Consider the following 19,890-nt stretch of genomic DNA (forward strand, 5'->3'; position numbering starts at 1 on the left):
AGTCGAAGCGTTTCGACAGATCTCACCCGAGGATCGACAGGGGCGCGCGAGCGATCCAACCCAAAGGCGAGTGGAGCCCCGATGACCGATGCCGTGAACTCCGCGGAGCATCCTGTAGTCCCCGGGTTCCACCCGGACCCGACGATCTGCCGGGCCGGAGACACGTACTACCTCGCGCACTCATCGTTCGAGTATTCGCCGGGTGTTCCCCTCTGGCGGAGCACGGATCTCACCACGTGGGAGCAGGTGGGTCACGCCCTCGACGGTGATGAGAACCTGCGCCCGGGCATCGCCGGACCCGGTGGAGGCGTGTACGCGCCGACGCTTCGTCATCACGCCGGACGATTCTGGATGATCACCACGAACGTCTCAGGAAAGGTCGGCCAGCTGGTCACCTCGGCCCCGAGCATCGAGGGTCCGTGGTCGCCGGGCATCGTGATCGAGGGCGCCGTCGGCATCGATCCCGACCTCGCCTGGGACGACGAGGGCACCTGTTACATGACGTTCAGCTCGAACATGTCATCGGCTCCGGGAATCGCCCAGGTGCGAGTGGACCTGGAGACGGGCACAGTGCTCGACGAGCCGCGGACCGTCTCGCGCGGCACCGGACTGGCGTACCCCGAAGCTCCGCATGTCTTCCGGCGCGGCGACTGGTGGTACCTGCTCTACGCCGAGGGCGGCACGGAGCGCGGGCACACGGTGGGCATCGCCAGGGCGAAGACCCCGACGGGACCGTTCGAACTTCATCCGCACAATCCGATCTTCACCCGCCGCAGCACCACCTTCCCGGTGCAGAACGCCGGCCATGCCGACCTGATCGAGCGCCTCGACGGCTCCTGGGCGATGGTCTATCTCGGCGTCCGTCCGCGCGGAGCCACCCCTCAGTTCCACGTGAACGGTCGTGAGACGTTCCTCGCCGGCATCGACTGGGTCGACGACTGGCCTGTGGTCGTCCCGGACCGCTTCACCTTCACCCCCGCACCGACCGGGTTCACCGACCGCTTCGACGGACCGCTGCACCCCCGATGGACCTCTCCGGGCTTCGCCCCCGCCGAGATCGCCGAGAGCACACCGGGCGGCATCCGGATCGCCGTCGAGGATGACGCGCCCAACGGGGCACCGTCGATGCTCGCGACCCGCACCCTCGACGCGCACTGGCGATTCTCGGCGACGACCGAGGCCTCCGAGGCGGCCGCGGTGCGCGTGCGCATGGACGATCGGCACTGGGGCGAGGTCCGCATCGACTCCGGTCGCGCGCGGGCCGAACTTCACATCGGCGGGCTGACCCGCACCATCGACGACGACCGCACCGCGGCGTCCGGTGCGCGGTCGCTGATCATCGAATCCCGACCAGCGACGTCCGGGGGCCCGGACGACCTCGTCTTCGCCATCGCCGACGCCGACGGGGAGCGGGAACTCGCGCGCCTGGACGGACGGTATCTGTCGACCGAGGTCGCCGGTGGGTTCGTGGGGCGCACGGTCGGTCTGCGCGCGGCGAGCACAGCGGCGCTGTTCACGGACGTGGCGTACGAGCCACGGGAAGCCGCCAACGAGAACGCGGAGGTTCACTCATGACCTTGACGATCGGGAACACGACCGCGGTCCAATCCGTGGTGATCAAGGACTCGCCCACCTCGCGCCGACGCCGTGGGCGCCGCCAGCGACAGCAGGCCGGCGGCCGCCGTTCGATGGGGATGTTCCTGTGCATCCTGCCCTTCCTGGTGCTGGTCTTCCTCTTCTCCTACTTCCCGCTCTACGGCTGGATCTATTCGCTGTTCGACTACCGGCCGGCCCTCGGGCTCGCCGGCAGCGAGTTCGTCGGACTGCAGTGGTTCGAGCTCCTCGTCAGCTCACCGACGCAGGTGGCCCAGATCGGGCAGGTGCTGCTGAACACGCTCGCCATCAGCTTCCTCGGCATCGCGACCTCGATCCTCCCGCTGTTCTTCGCGATCTTCCTCAACGAGGTGCGTGCTCCGTGGTTCCGCAACGCCGTGCAGACGCTGACCACACTCCCGAACTTCATCTCGTGGGTGCTCGTCTACATGATCGCGTTCTCGCTGTTCTCCAGCTCGGGCCTCGTCAACAACGTGCTCAACGACGCGGGGCTCATCACGCAGCCGCTCAAGTTCCTCGACAGCGATCAGAACGTCTGGCTCACGATGACGTTGTGGAGCGTCTGGAAGGGCCTCGGCTGGGGCGCGATCATCTACCTCGCCGCGATCGCCGGCATCGACCAGTCGCTGTACGAGTCGGCCAAGATCGACGGCGCCGGACGATTCCAGCTGATGCGGTACATCACCATTCCGCAGCTGATGCCGACCTACCTCGTGCTGCTGCTCCTGTCGGTCGCGAACATGCTGAACAACGGCATGGAGCAGTACTTCGTGTTCCAGAACGCCTTCAACAAGGAGACCATCCAGGTCCTCGATCTGTACGTCTACAACATCGGCATCACGGGCAACAGCCTGTCGATGGCGACCGCGATCGGCATGCTGAAGAGCATCATCTCGGTCGCTCTCCTGCTCACCGTCAACTGGATCGCCAAGCGCGTCCGCGGCCAGTCCATCGTCTGAGAAGGAGACACCCATGAGCAGCACGACCTTCGGGGTCCGCCGTCGCAGCAGTGGCGACATCATCTTCGCGATGACGAACTACACGGTCTTCATCGCGCTCGCCTTCCTGTGCGCCTACCCGTTCTACTTCCTGATCATCAACTCGATCAGCGCCAACGACGTCTCGGCCCTCGGGCAGGTGCGCTGGTTCCCTGTCGATCTCCACCTCGAGAACTACTCGCAGGTGCTGCAGTTGAACGGCCTCCCGATGGCGGCCGTGGTCAGCATCGGGCGCACGGCGATCGGCACCTTCGCCGCCGTCCTCGCCTCCGCCTTCCTCGGGTTCATGTTCTCGCAGAGCAAGATGTGGGGCCGCCAGTTCTGGTACCGCTCCGTCATCATCACCATGTACTTCAGCGCCGGACTCATCCCGGTGTTCATCGTGATGAAGACGCTCGGCCTCACCAACAACTTCTGGGTCTACGTGCTGCCGTTCATCGTGCAGCCGTTCTTCATCATCCTGGTGAAGACGTACGTCGAGGCGATGCCCGAGTCGCTCCAGGAAGCGGCCGAGATGGACGGCGCGAACATCGTGCAGATCTTCTTCCGCATCTTCCTGCCGAACATGACCCCGATCCTCGCGACGGTCGCTATCTTCTCGGCGGTCGCCCAGTGGAACTCGTTCCAGGACACGTTGATCTACATCACCGATCAGAGTCTGTACACCCTGCAGTACCTGCTCTACATGTTCATCAATCAGGCCAACAGCCTGGCTCAAGCCGCTCAGAACTCCGGCGGCAACCTGACCGGCATCATCACGGCGGCGACCACACAGACGCCGACGTCGATCAGGATGACCGTCTCCGTGCTGGTCGTGCTGCCGATCATCTTCATCTATCCCCTGTTCCAGCGCTTCTTCGTGAAGGGCATCATGCTGGGCGCCGTCAAGGGCTGACGACGTCACTGCATCCAAGAAAGGAAATGCAATGAAACTCAAGCGCAAGGTGGCGCTCACCGCGGTGGCGCTCGTTGCCGCGGGCCTGCTCACGTCCTGCACCGGAGGTGACGCGCAGCAACAGGAGTCCATCTCCTCCTTCCCCGACAAGTGGGATGAGGAGATCACGATCGACGTCTTCGACGGGCTCGCGAATTACATGGGGATCCAGGAGGGCTGGTTCGCCGACATCGTGAAGAAGAAGTTCAACATGAAGCTGAACATCATCGCCCCGAACGTCGCCGGCGGCGGTGACACCCTCTACAACACGCGGGTCTCGGCGGGCGATCTCGGCGACATGATCATCACCGAGAAGGGTGAGAAGCTCGATGAGCTGGTCCAGGGCGGGCTGGTGATGGACAGCGCGCCGTTCTACCCCGCGATGAGCAACGTCGAGGAGTTCGACACGGCCGTCGAGCACCTCAACGACGGAAAGGACGGCGTCTTCGCCTTCCCGACCTCGGTCTCCTCGCTGAAGCCGACCCAGCCGTCTGAGGGGCTGGACCCGACGTTCGGCCCGTATGTCCGCTGGGATCTCTACAAGGCCCTCGGCTATCCGGAACTCAACACCCTCGAGGATCTCGTTCCGGTGCTGAAGGACATGCAGGATCTTGAGCCGACCGCCCCCAACGGCGGCAAGGTGTACGCGCTGTCGCTGTTCAAGGACTGGGACGGCAACATGATGGTCACCGCCAAGCAGCCGACCACCTTCTACGGCTACGACGAGCTCGGCTTCGTGTTGGCGAAGGCCGACGGTTCGGACTACCAGGGCATCCTCGACGATGACGGCGAGTACATGCGCACGCTGAAGTTCTACCACGAGGCCAACAAGCTCGGCCTCGTCGACCCCGAATCGACCACCCAGAACTACGACACCATGTGGTCGAAGGTGCAGAACGGACAGGTCCTCTTCTCGTGGTGGCCGTGGCTCGGTCAGGCCGCCTACAACACCGATGTGAACACCGCGGCGGGCAAGGGCTTCGAGCTCGCGCCGGTCAAGGACATCAACATCTTCTCGTACGGAGCAGAGGCCTATGGCGGCAAGCCGGTGATCGCGATCGGCTCGAAGGCCGAGGACCCGGAGCGCATCGCGGCGTTCATCGACTGGCTGTACTCGGCCGAAGGCACCTACGCCAACAACAGCCAGACCATGGGCGCAGCCGGCCCGCAGGGCATGACCTGGGAGCTCGACGACGCCGGTCAGCCGGTGCTGACCGAACTCGGCAAGCAGGCCTTCATCAGCGGTGAGGCGCAGGTTCCGGCTGAGCTGGGCGGCGGCACGTACACCGACGGCGCCTCCGCGCTCAACGTCACCGCCGTCCTTCCCGTCGACATCGACGAGGAGACCGGGCTGCCGTTCAGCTACAAGGCATGGCCGTCGTACCAGGAGCTCGTGAAGACGCCGCTCTCGGAGGACTGGTCGGCCAAGATGGGCGGAGCCGCCACCACCATGGAGTACCTGGAGACGAACGACCAGCTGCTGGTCGCCCCCGGCGCGAGCTATGCGGCCCCCGCCGACCCCTCGGAGATCGAGACGCTCCGCAACCAGGTCAAGGCCATCGTCATCCAGTACTCGTGGCAGATGGCATTCGCCGCCAGCGACGACGAGTTCGAGTCACTGAAGGCCCAGCTGCAGGAGCAGGCAGCCGGTCTCGGATACGACAAGGTGCTCGAGTTCGACATGGAGAACGCCGAGTCGCAGAACAAGCAACGTGAGGCGGTGGCGGCAGACGCCGGCTGACCCTCCTCGCAGAACGCCCCCGGGACCATGTGGTCCCGGGGGCGTTCTGCGTGGGGTTGCGGGTTACCGGCGGTGCCGCGCGAAGACGCTGCGGAAGAGGAAGGCGGCGGCGTAGGCGCCGACCGAGAAGCCGACTGTTCCCATGATCACCAGGAACGGCGGGAAGAGGATGCTGATGCACGCCAGCGTCACCGGGATCATCAGCAGGCCGAAGGTGCGTGCCGGCTCGGCAGCCGCGAGCAGCACGGCGTTCTTCAGGGTGCGTCGGACGCCGTCGTCGAACGTCGCCACCAGCGCCATCGCATAGAGGAAAGCGGTGAAGAGGAAGACGGCGGCGAGTGCGGCGACCACGCCGCCGGTCGTTCCCAGCACGCTCGGCGTGGACAACCAGAACACGGCGCTGAAGACCAGCAGCGCGACCGGCACCAGCAGTGCGAGGCCGGTGAGCGCACCGCGGCGGAAGTTCTTCACGAACGCGGGGAGGAAATCGGCGACCGGCCGCCCGGTCTCGTCATCGGAATAGCGGATGGTGACCTGGAACAGCGCGCTCGTCGCGGCGCCGATCGTGACGATCGGAAGGCACGTGACCAGATACATCACGTTCAGCGCGACGAACTCGATGAACGTCGACAGCCCCTGCACGGACCGGCTGTTCGGGTCGATCCTCATCGGGCGATGACTTCGGCCTGCTCGAGGGCTGACTCTTGTCGCGACGAGGCGAGAACCGGCGGCAGCAGCCGCACCTTCGGCGTGCTCTCACCGGCGAGCAGGGCCATGAGCGCCTGCGTGGCGGCGATGCCGAGGCCCTCGGCCGGCAGGTCGATGCTGTCGGCCAGGGTCGGCACGGTGCGTGCCGTATCCGCCGGGCAGAGCGCGATCGCCTCGAGCCCTTCGACCGTCGCCGCGCGTGCCGCGAGGTGTGCCAGAGCACCTTCGTTGTGGATGAAGAGGCCTGTCACATCAGGATGCTCGGCGAGGACCGCGTCCAGGACCTCGACGGATTCGTGCGTGGTCGGGCACGGGTGCACCGTCGCCGGAACACCGCGCTCCGCGCACACGGCGAGGAAGCCGGTGGAGAGCCGTTCGGCATACGAGGTGCGCCGGTCGATCACCTCACGGGGCGAGCCGAGCAGCGCCACGCGGCGGTGACCGAGGGCGATCAGCCGCTCCGCAGCCGCGCGTCCCGCGCTCTCGAAGTCGAAGTCGACGCAGGTCAGCTCCTCGGCCCCGCGCGGCAGGCCGATCAGCACGCTGGGGGCGGAGAGGTCGCGCAGGGTGGCGATGCGCGGATCGTCCGACTCGACATCCATCAACAGCAGGGCGTCGACCATCGAGGCGCCGGTCGCGCGGCGCAGGCCCTCGCCGTCGTCACTGGTGAGCAGCAGGATGTCGTACTGGTGCACCCGCGCCTCGCGCACGATGCCGGCGACGATCTCCATGACGACGTGCACGTCGACACCCGAGCGCAGCGGTGCCTGCAGGCCGATCACACTGGTGGATCGCGAAGCGAGCGAGCGGGCACTCGCGTGCGGTCGGTACTCCAGCGCATCGATGGCGCTCTCGACGCGCTCCTTCGTGTCCTGAGAGATCGTCCTCTTGCCGCTCATCACGTATGAGACGGTCGAGATGGAGACGCCGGCTGCCCGTGCGACGTCTGCGATGGTCACCATCGGTTCTCCCTCGGCTCGATGAGAGCGGGCTGCCCTGCAGTGAGGACGACGGATCGGATGCCGATCCCCGGCCCGCTCATCTCTATTGTGGTGTTCCCATCGCTGCGCAACCGTACTTTCACGATTTCGCCGTGTTCCCAGTCGATGTCGACGGTCACGCCCCCTCGTGCGCGCAACCCGCGCACGCTTCCGACCGGCCAGTCCGGTGGCAGTGCCGGCAGCAGCAGCAGCATCCGCTCGTCATGGGACTGCAGCAGCGCCTCGGCGACACCGGCGGTGAGGCCGATGTTCCCGTCGATCTGGAACGGCGGATGCGCGCTGAATCCATTCGCATAGAGACCGCCGCGGTGGCCCCCGCCGTCGGAGACCGCAGGACGCAGCGCCATCGTGATCTGGTCGAGCACCTGCGCGCCATCCCCGAGGCGTGCCCACATCGCGGTGCGCCAGGCCAGTGCCCACCCCGTCGACTCCCGTCCACGGGAGATGATCGAGGCCGCCGCAGCGGCGGCGAGCTCAGGCGACCGGGCCGGCGTGATCTGCGCAAGCGGGAACAGGCCGACGAGATGAGACAGGTGCCGGTGGTCGGGCTCGGTGTCCTCGCGGGGGCGGTCCCATTCCCGCAGGGTGCCGTCGGCATCGACCTCGGCGTCGGGAAGGGCGGTGGTCAGGGTGAGCAGCTCGGCGATCCACGGCTCGTCGATGCCGAGTGCCATCGAGGCCTGCACGCACGCCGTCGCGAGGGCCCGCAGCAGCGCGACGTCCATCGTCGAGGATTCGCCCACGCCGGTCGCGGTGCCGTCATCGGCGAGGAAGTGGTTCTCCGGTGACGTCGAGGGGCTCGTGTACGTGCGGGTGCCGTCATCCCGGATCCATGACAGCGCGAACTGTGCGGCGGAGGCGAGCACCGGCCACGACTGCATGCGCAGCTCATCGATGTCGCCGGTGAACGCGTAGCGCTCCCAGAGGTGCAGGCTCAGCCAGACCCCGCCCATCGGCCAGAACGCCCAGGCAGGGTCGCCGTGACCGGCCCCGACCGGCGCAGCGTGCCCCCAGGCGTCGGAATTGTGGTGCGCCACCCAGCCGTCCGCACCGTGCAGCTCACGTGCGACGGTGCTGCCGGATCCGGCCGCGAGCCGCCGGATGAAGCGCAGCAGTGGGGTGTGGCATTCGCTGAGCGCGGTGGTCTCGGCAGCCCAGTACGCCATCTGCAAGTTGATGTTCGTCGTGTACGCGCTCGACCATGGGCCGGGAAGCTCGGCATTCCACAGGCCCCGCAGCGTGAGGGGCAGTCCGGTGTGCCGTGACGACGACAGCAGCAGGTAGCGACCGTAGTGGAAGAGCAGGGCGGCGAGGCCGGGGTCCGGCCGCTCCTGGGCGACCGCGATCCGCTCCTCGGTGCTGAGTTCCACCGCGCCGTCCGCAGAGGGCAGGGTCAGAGCGCAGCGCAGATACAGCTCCTGATGCGCGGCGATATGCGTTCCGTGCCGCCGGTCGGACTCGGCGGCGGCATCCGATCCGACCTGCCCCAGCACGGCGACCGCCCGTGTCGGTGCATCGGCATCCGATTCCGGCTCTCCGGGGATCGACGGCGCGGTCGCGGTGCCGGCGACGAAGGTGTGGGTGCGCGCGAGCTCGGTGACCAGCGTTCCGGCCTCGACGGTCGCCGGGCCTGTCGAGCGCACGGCGATCGCGCCGGTGCGTCCGTCGCCGTAGCGCACCGGCTCCGGTGGTGCCTCGTGCCCCGGAGCCACATCGATCGGCAGCAGCAGCTCGCGGACGATTCCGTCGGGGATGCCGGCATCCGGCCCCGCGGAGCGGAGCAGGCTCCCGACGCGCAGCCGCACGCGCACCGGGGCATCCGCCTCGATCCGGTGCACGATCGCCCCGCCGGCGGAGTCCGCCCATGTCGTGTGGCGCACGCCGGCGTACTCGAGATGGGCGGTCGCCGTCGTGAGGTCGAGACGGCGACGGCATCCGTCGTCGAAGGTTCCGTCGATCTCGACGTCGATCCAGCCGAGCGGCAGGAAGGCCTGCACCCACGGCGTCTGCTGTCGCTGGAGGAGCCGTTCGGCTGCGGCGGCATCGCCGCCGGCGATGGCATAGCGCACCGCGTCGAGGGCATACGGGCCGCGATCGACCACGCCGGCGAGCGGGTCCTGGTCGGGGAGGCCGGACCAGGCCGTGATGTCGTTCAGCCACAAGCGCTCAGCGCCGGGGCCGCCCTGACAGGACGCTCCGCGCACCCCGTTGCCGACCGGGAAGGCATCGGTCCATCGCGCGGCCGCGCGATCGGAGCGCAGCACGTGAAGCGCTTCGCGAAGCATCGTGGACATCGGCACCCGGCTAGTATATGGTCTCGTTGTTGAAGCGCTTCGACAATCGCAGAGATGAGAGAGAAAATGTCGACGGAGACATCCGCCACCGGTTCGTTCGGTGCCGTGACGGCCGAACGAGGAATCTGTTTCGGAGGCGACTACAACCCCGAGCAGTGGGACTCCTCGGTCTGGCGTGAAGATGTCGAACTGATGCGACGGGCCGGTGTGAATCTCGTGACTGTCGGGGTGTTCAGCTGGGCCCGCATCGAGCCGTCCCCTGGCGTCCGCGACTTCGCCTGGCTCGATGAGGTGCTCGACCTGTTGCACGCCGCCGGCATCGCCGTCGACCTGGCCACACCTACGGCATCGCCGCCGCCGTGGCTCGGCATCCGCTACCCGGAGACGCTTCCTGTCGATCAGGACGGCGTTCGGCTGGTGCCGGGTTCACGCAACCAGTTCTCTCCTGCGTCACGCGTCTACCGCGAGCACGCGCTGGCGATCTCGCGTGACCTCGCAGCGCGCTACGCCACCCACCCTGCGGTGCGCATGTGGCACGTCGGCAACGAGTTCGGTCAGGTGGACTTCGGCGATGAGGCGGCACGCGAGTTCCGGCGCTGGCTGCACACGAGGTACGGCGGCGTCGACGGAGTCAACACGGCCTGGGGGACGGCGTTCTGGTCGCAGCACTACGCCGACTTCGATGAGATCCTGCCGCCGCGCCGGGCGCCCTACCTGATCAACCCGACGCAGTCGCTGGACTTCCGCCGCTTCACCTCCGACCTGTTGCGTGAGTGCTACCGCGAGATCCGCGACGCGATCCGCGAGGCCGGAGCGACGCAGCCCATCACCACCAACTTCATGGGGTTCTTCGCACTCGTCGACTACCGGTCATGGGCAGACGACGTCGATGTCATCGCCGACGACCAGTACCCCGATCCCGCCGACCCGCAGTCGGCCGTCGACATCGCACTCACCCAGGATCTGATGCGCTCGCTCGGCGGCGGGCGTCCATGGATCCTGATGGAGCAGGCCACGACGGCGATCTCGTGGCGCTCCCACAATCTGCCGAAGAGCCCGCAGAAGGCGCGCCTCGATTCGCTGCAGGCCGTCGCCCGCGGCGCGGACGGCGTCTGCTATTTCCAGTGGCGGGCCTCCAGCGCGGGGGCCGAGCGCTTCCATGCGGCGATGCTCCCGCACGCCGGTGCCGACACCGACCTGTTCCGCGGCGTGTGCCGGCAGGGTGCGGATCTGCGGCTCCTGCGTCCTGTGGTCGGGTCGACGGTCGAGGCCGAGGTGGCGATCGTGTTCGACTGGTCGTCGTGGTGGGCCGCGGAAGAGCCGGCCCGCCCCACGGAACGGCTCGTCGCGATGGAGCAGCTCGGCCGCTGGTACCGCCAACTCTGGCGGAGGGGTATCGCCGTCGACGTGGTGGCGCCCGACGCGGATCTGGACCGCTACCGGCTCGTACTCGCACCGCAGCTGTACATCACCGAACCGGATGCCGCTGCGGCTCTGGAGCGCGCGGTGGAGCGTGGCGCGCACCTCGTCGTCGGCCCGTTCAGCGGCGTCGCCGATCGCAACGCCCATGTCCTCATCGGCCGCTCGCCTGCGCTCCTGCGCGAGGTGATGGGCGTGAGCGGCGAGGAATGGTGCGCACTTCCCGATGACGATGTCGTACTCGTCGGCGACTGGTGGCAGCAGACGGACGGTGCTGCCGAAGCGTCGATTCTCGGCGAGCGGCTGCGGACGGACGGTGCCGAGGTGCTGCTGTCCTACGCCGACGGTCCTCTCGCGGGTCTGCCGGCAGTCGCGCGGAACTCCCGCGGAGCCGGCGCTGCCTGGCACCTGGGCGCTGTCGTCTCGGATGCTGTCCTGTCGAAGATCCTCGGCGAGGCCGCCGCTGCCGCCGGAGTGCGCGGCGTCGTGCCGGAGCTCGATGTCCTGCCGGACCTCCTGGAGGCCGTGCAGCGCGGACCGGTGCTCTTCCTGCTCAACCACGGGACCGAGGAGCAGCGCATTCCGGTGCGCCCCGGACTCGTGGACCTCCTGACCTCGGAGGCGACGGATCACGTCGTCACTGTGCGCCCCGGCGAAGTCCGGGCCTTGATCGAAAGGGCGGACTCGTGAAGTTCACCGACGGCTACTGGCTGACCAGGCCGGGTTTCACTCCGCTCTTCGGGGTCGAAGTCGATGACATCCGTGTCGACGAACAGGCGGGCACGCTCACCGTGTACGCCGCCACCGCCGGCATCCGTCACCGCGGCGACACCCTCAATCGTCCGATGCTGACCATCACGTTCTCGGCACCGTCGCCCGGCGTCGTGCGCACCAGGGTGCAGCGCCATGCGGGTGGTGTGCACCCTCGCCCCGACTTCGCGATCGCCGCCCAGCCGGGGTTCCTCCCGGTCGTGAGCCTCGACGACGAGTACGGCGTGCTCGACGCCGACGGACTCCGCGTGCGGGTGCGTCGCACCGGTCAGTGGCAGATCGACTTCGAGCAGGGCGACACCGTGATCACCCGCGCCCTGCCCCGGTCGAGCGGTCACATCTCGGGGCCGGACGGCGCCTGGGTGCATCAGCAGCTGACGCTCGAGCCGGGGGAGCGCATCTATGGTCTCGGCGAGCGGTTCGGCGCGCTCATCAAGAACGGTCAGACCGTCGACACCTGGAACGCCGATGGTGGCACCTCCAGCGAGCAGTCGTACAAGTCGATCCCGTTCTACCTGTCGAGCCGGGGCTACGGCGTCCTCGTCGACAGCCCCGACAACGTCTCCTTCGAGGTCGGTTCCGAGGTCAACACCCGCGTGCAGTTCTCCGTGCCGGGCGAGACGATCGACTACTTCGTGATCGCCGGGCCGACCCCGAAAGACGTGCTGCGCCGCTACACCGGACTCACCGGACGCCCGGCCAGGGTGCCGGCCTGGTCGTTCGGGTTGTGGCTGACCACGTCGTTCACCGCCGACTACGACGAGGCGAGCGTCAACGCGTTCATCGACGGCATGGCCGAGCGCGATCTGCCGCTGAGCGTGTTCCATTTCGACTGCTTCTGGATGCGCGAGTACCAGTGGACGGACTTCGAGTGGGACCCGCGGACGTTCCCCGACCCCGAGGGGCAGCTCGCGCGTCTGCACGACCGCGGGCTCAAGGTCTCGGCGTGGATCAATCCGTACATCGCGCAGCGCTCGCGGTTGTTCGAGGAGGCGCGCGAGCGCGGCTTCCTGCTGACCAGGACCGACGGCAGCGTCTGGCAGTGGGACCTGTGGCAGGCGGGAATGGGCATCATCGACTTCACGAACCCGGAGGCCACCGATTGGTACGTCGAGCACCTCGAGCGACTGATGTCGCAGGGCGTCGACACGTTCAAGACCGACTTCGGTGAGCGGATCCCGTCCGAGGACGTCGTGTGGCATGACGGCTCCGACCCCGCCCGCATGCACAACTACTATCCGTACCTCTACAACGAGGCGGTATTCCGCGCGCTCGAGCGGCGCTACGGCGAGGGGCAGGCCATCGTGTTCGCGCGCTCGGCGACGGTGGGCACGCAGCAGTTCCCCGTGCACTGGGGCGGAGACAGCGACTCGACGTTCCTGTCGATGGCGGAGTCGCTGCGGGGCGGGCTGTCGCTGGCGATGAGCGGCTTCGGCTACTGGAGCCATGACATCGGCGGCTTCGAGGGCACGCCGGACGCCGGCGTCTTCAAGCGCTGGCTCGCATTCGGCCTGCTCTCCTCGCACTCGCGGCTGCACGGCTCCTCGTCGCTGCGGGTGCCGTGGGCGTTCGACGACGAGGCGGTGGAGATCACCCGGCAGTTCACGCGGTTGAAGATGCGGCTGATGCCGTACCTGATCGGCGCCGCCGAAGAGGCTCACCAGACCGGCACCCCGATGATGCGTCCCATGGTGCTCGAGTTCCCCGAGGACCGGAGCGGCTTCGACGCCGATGCGCAGTACATGCTCGGCGATTCGTTGCTCGTCGCGCCGGTCTTCAGCGAGCACGGCGACGTCGAGTACTACCTCCCCGAGGGCGACTGGACGTCGTTGCTCGACGGCGGGCTGCAGGACGGGCGTCGCTGGCTGCGCGAACGCCACGGCTTCGACTCGCTGCCCGTGCGCGTGCGCCCGGGCACCGTGCTGCCGTGGGGCGCACGCGATGATCGCCCGGACTACGACTGGGCAGACGGTGTCACTCTGCGGTGCTTCGCCCTGCCGGACGGCTTCGACCGCACGGTCACCGTACTCGGTGCCGATGGTGCCTCGACCGCGTTCCGTGTGCGGCGCGAGGGCGACCGGATCACCGCCGGCTCCACCGATGCCCGCGCGCCGTGGTCGCTGCAGGCCGGCGACGTCTCGGCCGATGCGGCGGGCGCCGGAGACATCACCATCACGATCGAGGAGACCCGATGACCGCCGAGCCGTTCCGGGACACGTCGTTGACGGTCGCCCAGCGCGCACAGGACCTGCTGAGCCGGCTCACCGCCGACGAGCGCATCGCCATGCTGCACCAGGCGGCCCCGGCGGTCGAACGGCTGCAGGTGTCGGCATTCCACACGGGCTGCGAGGCGCTTCATGGGGCGGCGTGGCTCGGGACGGCGACCGTCTTCCCGCAGCCGGTCGGCATGGCGGCGACGTGGGATGTCGACCTCATCGAGCGCATCGGCGAGGTGGCCGCGACCGAGGTGCGCGCCAAGCGCGCGGAGAACCCGCTGGTCAGCCTGAACGTGTGGGCGCCGGTCGTCAACACGCTGCGCCATCCTGCCTGGGGACGCAACGAGGAGGGGTACTCCGAGGACCCGCACGTGACCGGTCATTTCGGGGCCGCATATTCGCAGGGGCTGCGCGGAAGGCACGAACGCGTCTGGCGCACGGTTCCCGCGCTCAAGCACTTCCTCGGGTACAGCAACGAGACGGACCGCTCGGCGACCTCATCGGAGATGTCGCTGCGCACCCTGCACGAGGAGGAGCTGCCGGCCTTCCGCGACGCGATCGAGCGCGGTGTCGCCGGAGGCATGATGCTCGCCTACAACCAGGTCAACGGCACGCCAGCCCACACTCAACCCGAACTCGTCGACGAGGCGCGCTCATGGGCGCCCGGTTCGCTCGCCGTGGTGTCGGATGCCGGCGCGCCCACCTTCGTGGTGAAGGTGCAGCGCGCGCAGCCGGACCACGAGCACGCCGCCGCGGCCCTGGTGCGCAGCGGCATGGACTCGTTCACCGATGACGGCGCCGACGCCGAGCCGACGATCGCGCACGTCCGCGGTGCGCTCGAGGCAGGACTGCTGACCCAGGACGACGTCGACCGCGCGGTCGCCCGCGTGCTCGAGATGCGTGTGCGAAGCGGTGAGTTCGACGGTGCGGACGACCCCTATGCCGGCATCACTGCCGACGACATCGACGCGCCGGCATCCCGTGCCCTCGCCAGAGAGGTCGTCGCCCGCTCGGTCGTGGTGCTGCGGAACGACGCTGCGCTGCTGCCGCTCGCGGCTCCCGCATCCGTCGCCGTCGTCGGACCGCTCGCCGATCTGGTGCTCACCGACTGGTACGCCGGGACGCCGCCCTATGCCGTGGGCATCGCACAGGGAATCGGTGCCCGTTACCCCTCGGCCGTCGTGCGCGTCGAGACCGGCGCCGACACGATCGCCCTGCGTGACCTCGCGTCCGGGCGCTACGTCGCCGCCGACCACGACGGCGCGGCTGTGGACGCGTCGGCGGATGCTGCCGGCGAAGCCGCGCTGTGGGACCTCACCGACTGGGGCGACGGCATCCTGACCCTGCGCTCGCATGCGAGCGGGCGGCTGCTCACCGGCGGTGCGTGGCCGATGCGGGCCGACGCCGATCGCGTCGGCGGCTGGGTCGTGCAGGAGACCTTCCGGAAGCACGTGCACGCGGACGGGTCGTGGTCGCTGCTGCATCTCGGGTCCGGGCGGTGGGTCAAGGTGTCGCGCGAGGTCGGACTGCTGGTGGCGGAGGGCATCACCGTCGGCGACGCGTCGCGCTTCGCCGCGCGAGTGATTCGCTCAGGGCAGGCCGCGGTCGCAGAGGCTGCCGCTGACGCGGATGTCGTGATCGTCGCGGTCGGCAACGACCCGCACCTCTCGGGGCGCGAGACCGAGGATCGCCCGCATCTGATGCTGCCGGAGTCGGCGGTCGCCGTCTGGCGCGCCGCGCGCGAGCAGAACGCCAACGCGGTGCTCGCGATCGTGTCGAGCTACCCGTACGTGCTCGGGGACGGCATGGCGGATGCCGGGACCATCGTCTGGTCGAGTCATGGCGGACAGGAGCTGGGCAACGGCGTCGCCGACGTGCTCAGCGGCGATATGCCGCCGAGCGGTCGGCTCGCGCAGTCGTGGCCGACGGATGCCGCACAGGCGGGTGACCTGTTCGACTACGACACGCTGCGGCAGGGGGCGACCTATCGGCACCAGCCGTCGCCGTACGCCTTCGCGTTCGGGCACGGGCTGACGCTGAGCGAGGTCGCCTACCTCGGAGTGACGCTCGATGACTCCGCGGTCGAGGCGCCGGCTCCGTCGCATCGGCATGCACCGCTGGTCGCGACGGACCCGTCGGACGCATCGGTTCGGACCACCGTTCGCGTCGCGAACCGCGGCGCGCGCGTGGCGGAGGAGCTCGTGCAGCTGTACGCGCTCGCTCCCTCGGATCTGCCGATTCCGACGCCGCGCCGCGTGCTGGTCGGCTACCGTCGCGTCAGGCTCGAGCCGGGGGAGGAGCGCGACGTCGAGATCGGGTTCGACCCGGCGCGGCTCGCGGTCTGGGACGACGGCATCCGCGTGGAGGGCGCGGTCGACGACTGGCTGCACCAGGGCGCGTTGCGCGTGCAGGCGGGTGCCTATCGGGTGGCGGCGGGGCCGTCGGCTGACGACCTCGCGGTGGGGGCGGTGCTCCAGGTGACCGAGGGCGGTGTCTGAGGGCGCACGGGTGCGGCTGTAGGGTGATCTCGTCGTAATGACACGATTCTGCAACGTTGTAGAATGATGTCGGAACAGGGGGATCGGATGGCGGTGACGTTGCACGACGTGGCGGGGCTCGCCGGCGTCTCGATCAAGACGGTCTCGAACGTCATCAACGACTACCCGCATATCCGCCCGGCGACCAGGGAGAAGGTCGAAGCGGCGATCGCCGAACTCGGCTACACGCCCAACCTCACCGCGCGGAACCTCCGTTCCGGCCGCACCGGCGCGATCGCTCTCGCACTGCCCGATTTGAGCCTCGCCTACTTCGCTGAGCTCGCCGCGCAGGTCATCCACGAGGCCGAAGCCGCCGGCGTCGTCGTGCTCGTCGAGCAGACCGGCGCCGACCGCACCAGGGAACTCGAACTGCTGCGCAGCTCGCGTCTCAAGCTCACCGACGGGCTGATCTTCAGTCCACTGGGCATGGGGCAGGAGGATGCCGCCGCGCTCGACGTGGGCTTCCCGCTGGTGCTGCTCGGCGAGCGCATCTTCGACGGCCCTACGGACCACGTCACGATGCGCAACGTCGAAGCGGCCCGCGCGGCCACCGAGTACCTCATCGCCCACGGGCGGCGGCGGATCGCCGTGGTCGGTGCTCACGAGGGCGAAGTCATCGGTTCGGCGGCCCTGCGGCTTCGGGGCTACCGGGAAGCGCTCGAAGCGGCCGGCATCCCCTATGACGACGACATCGTCGGCTACACGACGCTCTGGCATCGTGCGAACGGCGCCCATTCGATGCGCGAGATCCTCGCCAGGGGCGGCGAGTTCGATGCCGTCTTCGGGTTGAACGACACGCTCGCGCTCGGCGCGATGCGCGTGCTGCAGGAAGCGGGGCGCAAGGTCCCGGAAGACGTCGCAGTGGTCGGCTTCGACGGTCTGGATGAGGCCGAGTACTCCATTCCGAGCCTCACCACCGTCGACCCCGGCCGCGAGTGGATCGCGAAGACCGCCGTGGCGACGCTGCTGGCGCGCATCGCCGGAGATGCGGATGCGCCGCCGCGCACGCTCCTGGCCGACTTCCGCATCCTCGACCGAGAGTCCGCTCCCGCCATCTGACCTCGCCCGTCGCCCGACCCGCCACCCTCTGGCCGTCGCGTGTCTTCGGAGAGGCTTTTCGCTGGTCCCCAGGTCTCTGGACCAGCCGATTCCATCTCTGTGAGCGACGAGAGCGGCAGGTGCTGACGAATCGCGATTGACAGGGCGGGGTGTTCGGGTCACAATGTCTCTACAACGTTTACTACAACGTTGTAGAACGAGAGAGATCGCTCCTGCGGCCCAGCCCGAGCGACGACATCGAAGTCAGCTCCCGAGAGGAAACACAGCACAATGAAGTCACGGATCCTGGCGGTCACGGCCGTCTCAGCGGTCGCCCTGGCGACAATCACCGGATGCTCGAGCGGCGCTGCGGGCAGCGACGGCGACACCATCACGTTCATGTTCCGCGGCAACGACGCGGAGAAGGCGGCGTACACCGCGGCCATCGAGCAGTTCGAGAAGGACCACGACGTCGACGTCAAGATCATCATGACGACGGCGGACGAGTACTCCACCAAGCTCAAGGCCGCCATCACCGGCAAGCAGATCCCGGATGTCTTCTACATCGACCCGGGCAGCGTCCAGGCCTACGTCAAGTCCGGCATCGTCAAGGAAATCACCGACAAGGTCGAGGAGTCCGTCGACCTCGACAACATCTGGGAGTACGGCGTCGACAGCTACCGCTTCGACGGCAAGCTGATGGGACAGGGCGCGATCTACGCGATGCCCAAGGACATCGGCCCGTTCTCCTTCGGCTACAACAAGACCATGTTCGATGCGGCCGGCATCCCGCTGCCCGACCCGGAGGTCCCGTACACCTGGGCCGAGTTCGTCGACGTCGCCAAGAAGCTGACCCTCGACACGAACGCCGACGGAACGCTCGACCAGTGGGGCACCGGACTCAACGTGCAGTGGAATCTGCAGCCGTTCGTCTGGTCCAACGGCGGCGACTGGCTGAACGAGGATCGCACCAAGGTCACGGTGGACACTCCGGAGTTCGCCGAGGCGCTGCAGTTCTTCGCCGACATGTCCAACGTCGAGAAGGTCACGCCGTCCACCTCCGACGCGCAGACGCTGGACACCTACCAGCGCTGGATGCAGGGACAGATCGGCTTCTTCCCGGTCGGTCCGTGGGACGTGCCCACCTACGAGAAGCTGGATTTCGAGTGGGATCTGATCCCCTACCCGGTCGGCGCCACCGGCGAGACCGCGACGTGGACGGGCACGCTCGGCATCGCCGTCGCCGAGACGACGAAGAACGCCGACATCGCGACCGAACTCGCGATCTACCTGTCCACGGATCCGACGGCGCAGCAGTCCCTCGTCGATGCGGGCGTGCAGGTGCCGAACCTGAAGGACATGGCCGACGAGTGGGTCGCATCCGCGACGCTGCCGCCGGCGAACAAGCAGGAGTTCCTCGACATCGCGAACGAGTACGGCAGGGCGCTTCCGGCCAACACCACCTACAGCGCCGAGTGGTACGACGAGCTCTTCAAGAACATCCAGCCCGTCCTCGACGGCGAGCAGTCCGCCGAGGACTACCTCGCCGAGGTGCAGCCGCGCATGCAGCAGCTGCTCGACAAGGCGAACGCCGACGCGGGCATCGGCTAGCGGATACCCCGGGGCCGGCCCCACGGCCGGCCCCGGCACCATCCGTACGTCTCACAGAAGAGGTGACCATGTCCACGACGACCATTCGTCGCTCCCGGCTGCACCGGCGCGAGCATCTCGCCGCCGCGGCCTTCATCGCTGTCCCGGTGCTCGGGTTCCTGATCTTCATCGCCTACCCGCTGCTGTTCGCCGTGTACGCGTCGTTCACCAAGTGGAACGGTCTCGGCGAGCCGGTGCTCAACGGCCTCGACAACTACGTCGAGATGTGGAACGACCCGTACTTCTGGCAGGCGATGGGCAACACGGTGTTCATGATGATCGGCATCCCGATCGGACTGGTCATCTCGCTGCTGCTCGCGCTCGCCCTCAACCGCAAGATGCGCGGCACCACGTTCTTCCGCACCGTGTACTACGTGCCCGTGATCTCGTCGCTCGCCGCGGTCGCCATCCTCTGGCAGTGGGCGTACAACGGCGACTTCGGCCTGGTCAACCAGGTGCTGGCGTTCTTCGGGATCGACGGACCGAACTGGCTGCAGAACGCCGACACCGCGAAGCCGGCGATCGTGATCATGGCCGTGTGGAAGGGTCTCGGGTTCTCGATGCTCCTCTATCTGGCGGCGCTGCAGTCGGTGCCGCGGCACCTGTACGAGGCCGCAGCGATCGACGGTGCGGGCGCGTTCTCGCAGTTCCGCCACATCACGATCCCGATGCTGCGCCCGGTGACCTTCTTCCTCGTCGTCACCAGCATCATCGGCGGTGCCCAGATCTTCATCGAGATCAACATCATGACCCCCACCGGAGGACCCGAGTTCTCCACGGCATCCATCGTCTGGTACATCTGGCAGAAGGCGTTCAACTACCTCCAGATGGGCTACGCGACAGCGATGTCGGTCGTGCTGGGACTGCTGGTCTTCGTCATCACGGCGATCCAGTTCCAGGTCAACCGTCGGTCCCAGTTCTCCATCGAGTGAGGCAGCCATGACTCTTTCAGCCCCTGGAATGCAGGCA

General features: G+C 67.9%; 13 protein-coding genes. 10 read left to right on the plus strand and 3 right to left on the minus strand.

Features of this window, described 5'->3' with window-relative positions:
* Window positions 1-81: 81 nt before the first annotated feature.
* Genes LTA6_RS08220 through LTA6_RS08235 form a run of 4 tightly spaced genes read left to right on the plus strand, consistent with a single transcriptional unit; the run spans window position 82 to window position 5,287 of the window.
* Window positions 82-1,575, plus strand: a complete 1,494-nt coding sequence (locus LTA6_RS08220) for a glycoside hydrolase family 43 protein (RefSeq protein ID WP_407359141.1) — start codon at window positions 82-84, stop codon at window positions 1,573-1,575.
* A complete protein-coding gene (locus LTA6_RS08225; RefSeq protein ID WP_341977328.1) occupies window positions 1,572-2,573 on the plus strand; it encodes an ABC transporter permease subunit in 1,002 nt (333 codons plus the stop codon). Before LTA6_RS08220 ends, LTA6_RS08225 begins: the two co-directional genes overlap by 4 nt.
* A 13-nt stretch (window positions 2,574-2,586) precedes the next feature.
* A complete protein-coding gene (locus LTA6_RS08230; protein WP_341977330.1) occupies window positions 2,587-3,507 on the plus strand; it encodes a carbohydrate ABC transporter permease in 921 nt (306 codons plus the stop codon).
* A 31-nt stretch (window positions 3,508-3,538) separates the two neighbouring features.
* On the plus strand, window positions 3,539-5,287 hold the full coding sequence (locus tag LTA6_RS08235) for an ABC transporter substrate-binding protein (RefSeq protein WP_341977332.1): 1,749 nt from the start codon (window positions 3,539-3,541) through the stop codon (window positions 5,285-5,287).
* A gap of 63 nt (window positions 5,288-5,350) precedes the next feature.
* On the opposite strand, the gene LTA6_RS08240 is transcribed toward LTA6_RS08235, so the two are convergent.
* Genes LTA6_RS08240 through LTA6_RS08250 form a run of 3 tightly spaced genes read right to left on the minus strand, consistent with a single transcriptional unit; the run spans window position 5,351 to window position 9,290 of the window.
* Window positions 5,351-5,956, minus strand: a complete 606-nt coding sequence (locus LTA6_RS08240; protein WP_341977334.1) for a YesL family protein — start codon at window positions 5,954-5,956, stop codon at window positions 5,351-5,353.
* The gene (locus LTA6_RS08245) at window positions 5,953-6,957 is read right to left on the minus strand and encodes a LacI family DNA-binding transcriptional regulator (protein WP_341977336.1); all 1,005 of its coding nucleotides are present in this window, start codon (window positions 6,955-6,957) and stop codon (window positions 5,953-5,955) included. Before LTA6_RS08245 ends, LTA6_RS08240 begins: the two co-directional genes overlap by 4 nt.
* Window positions 6,951-9,290 carry a glycosyl hydrolase family 95 catalytic domain-containing protein gene (locus tag LTA6_RS08250; RefSeq protein ID WP_407359260.1) on the minus strand — a complete coding sequence of 780 codons (2,340 nt, stop codon included), beginning with the start codon at window positions 9,288-9,290 and terminating at the stop codon, window positions 6,951-6,953. Before LTA6_RS08250 ends, LTA6_RS08245 begins: the two co-directional genes overlap by 7 nt.
* A gap of 54 nt (window positions 9,291-9,344) precedes the next feature.
* Between LTA6_RS08250 and LTA6_RS08255 the strand changes: the two genes are divergently transcribed.
* The 6 genes from LTA6_RS08255 to LTA6_RS08280 all read left to right on the plus strand — a co-directional run bounded on the left by LTA6_RS08255 (window position 9,345) and on the right by LTA6_RS08280 (window position 19,853).
* A complete protein-coding gene (locus LTA6_RS08255; RefSeq protein WP_407359142.1) occupies window positions 9,345-11,399 on the plus strand; it encodes a beta-galactosidase in 2,055 nt (684 codons plus the stop codon).
* On the plus strand, window positions 11,396-13,675 hold the full coding sequence (gene yicI, locus LTA6_RS08260) for an alpha-xylosidase (RefSeq protein WP_407359143.1): 2,280 nt from the start codon (window positions 11,396-11,398) through the stop codon (window positions 13,673-13,675). Before LTA6_RS08255 ends, yicI begins: the two co-directional genes overlap by 4 nt.
* A complete protein-coding gene (locus tag LTA6_RS08265; protein ID WP_407359144.1) occupies window positions 13,672-16,194 on the plus strand; it encodes a beta-glucosidase family protein in 2,523 nt (840 codons plus the stop codon). The genes yicI and LTA6_RS08265 overlap by 4 nt, the downstream gene beginning before the upstream one ends.
* 87 nt (window positions 16,195-16,281) lie before the next feature.
* Entirely contained in the window at window positions 16,282-17,292 is a 1,011-nt protein-coding gene (locus LTA6_RS08270; protein WP_407359261.1) for a LacI family DNA-binding transcriptional regulator, read from the plus strand.
* A gap of 270 nt (window positions 17,293-17,562) precedes the next feature.
* The gene (locus LTA6_RS08275) at window positions 17,563-18,882 is read left to right on the plus strand and encodes an ABC transporter substrate-binding protein (protein ID WP_407359145.1); all 1,320 of its coding nucleotides are present in this window, start codon (window positions 17,563-17,565) and stop codon (window positions 18,880-18,882) included.
* A gap of 68 nt (window positions 18,883-18,950) precedes the next feature.
* Window positions 18,951-19,853: a sugar ABC transporter permease gene (locus LTA6_RS08280; protein WP_341977347.1), complete on the plus strand. Its 903-nt coding sequence runs from the start codon at window positions 18,951-18,953 to the stop codon at window positions 19,851-19,853.
* Window positions 19,854-19,890 lie beyond the last annotated feature (37 nt).

Source organism: Microbacterium sp. LTA6 (assembly GCF_045690355.1).
Taxonomy (GTDB): domain Bacteria; phylum Actinomycetota; class Actinomycetes; order Actinomycetales; family Microbacteriaceae; genus Microbacterium.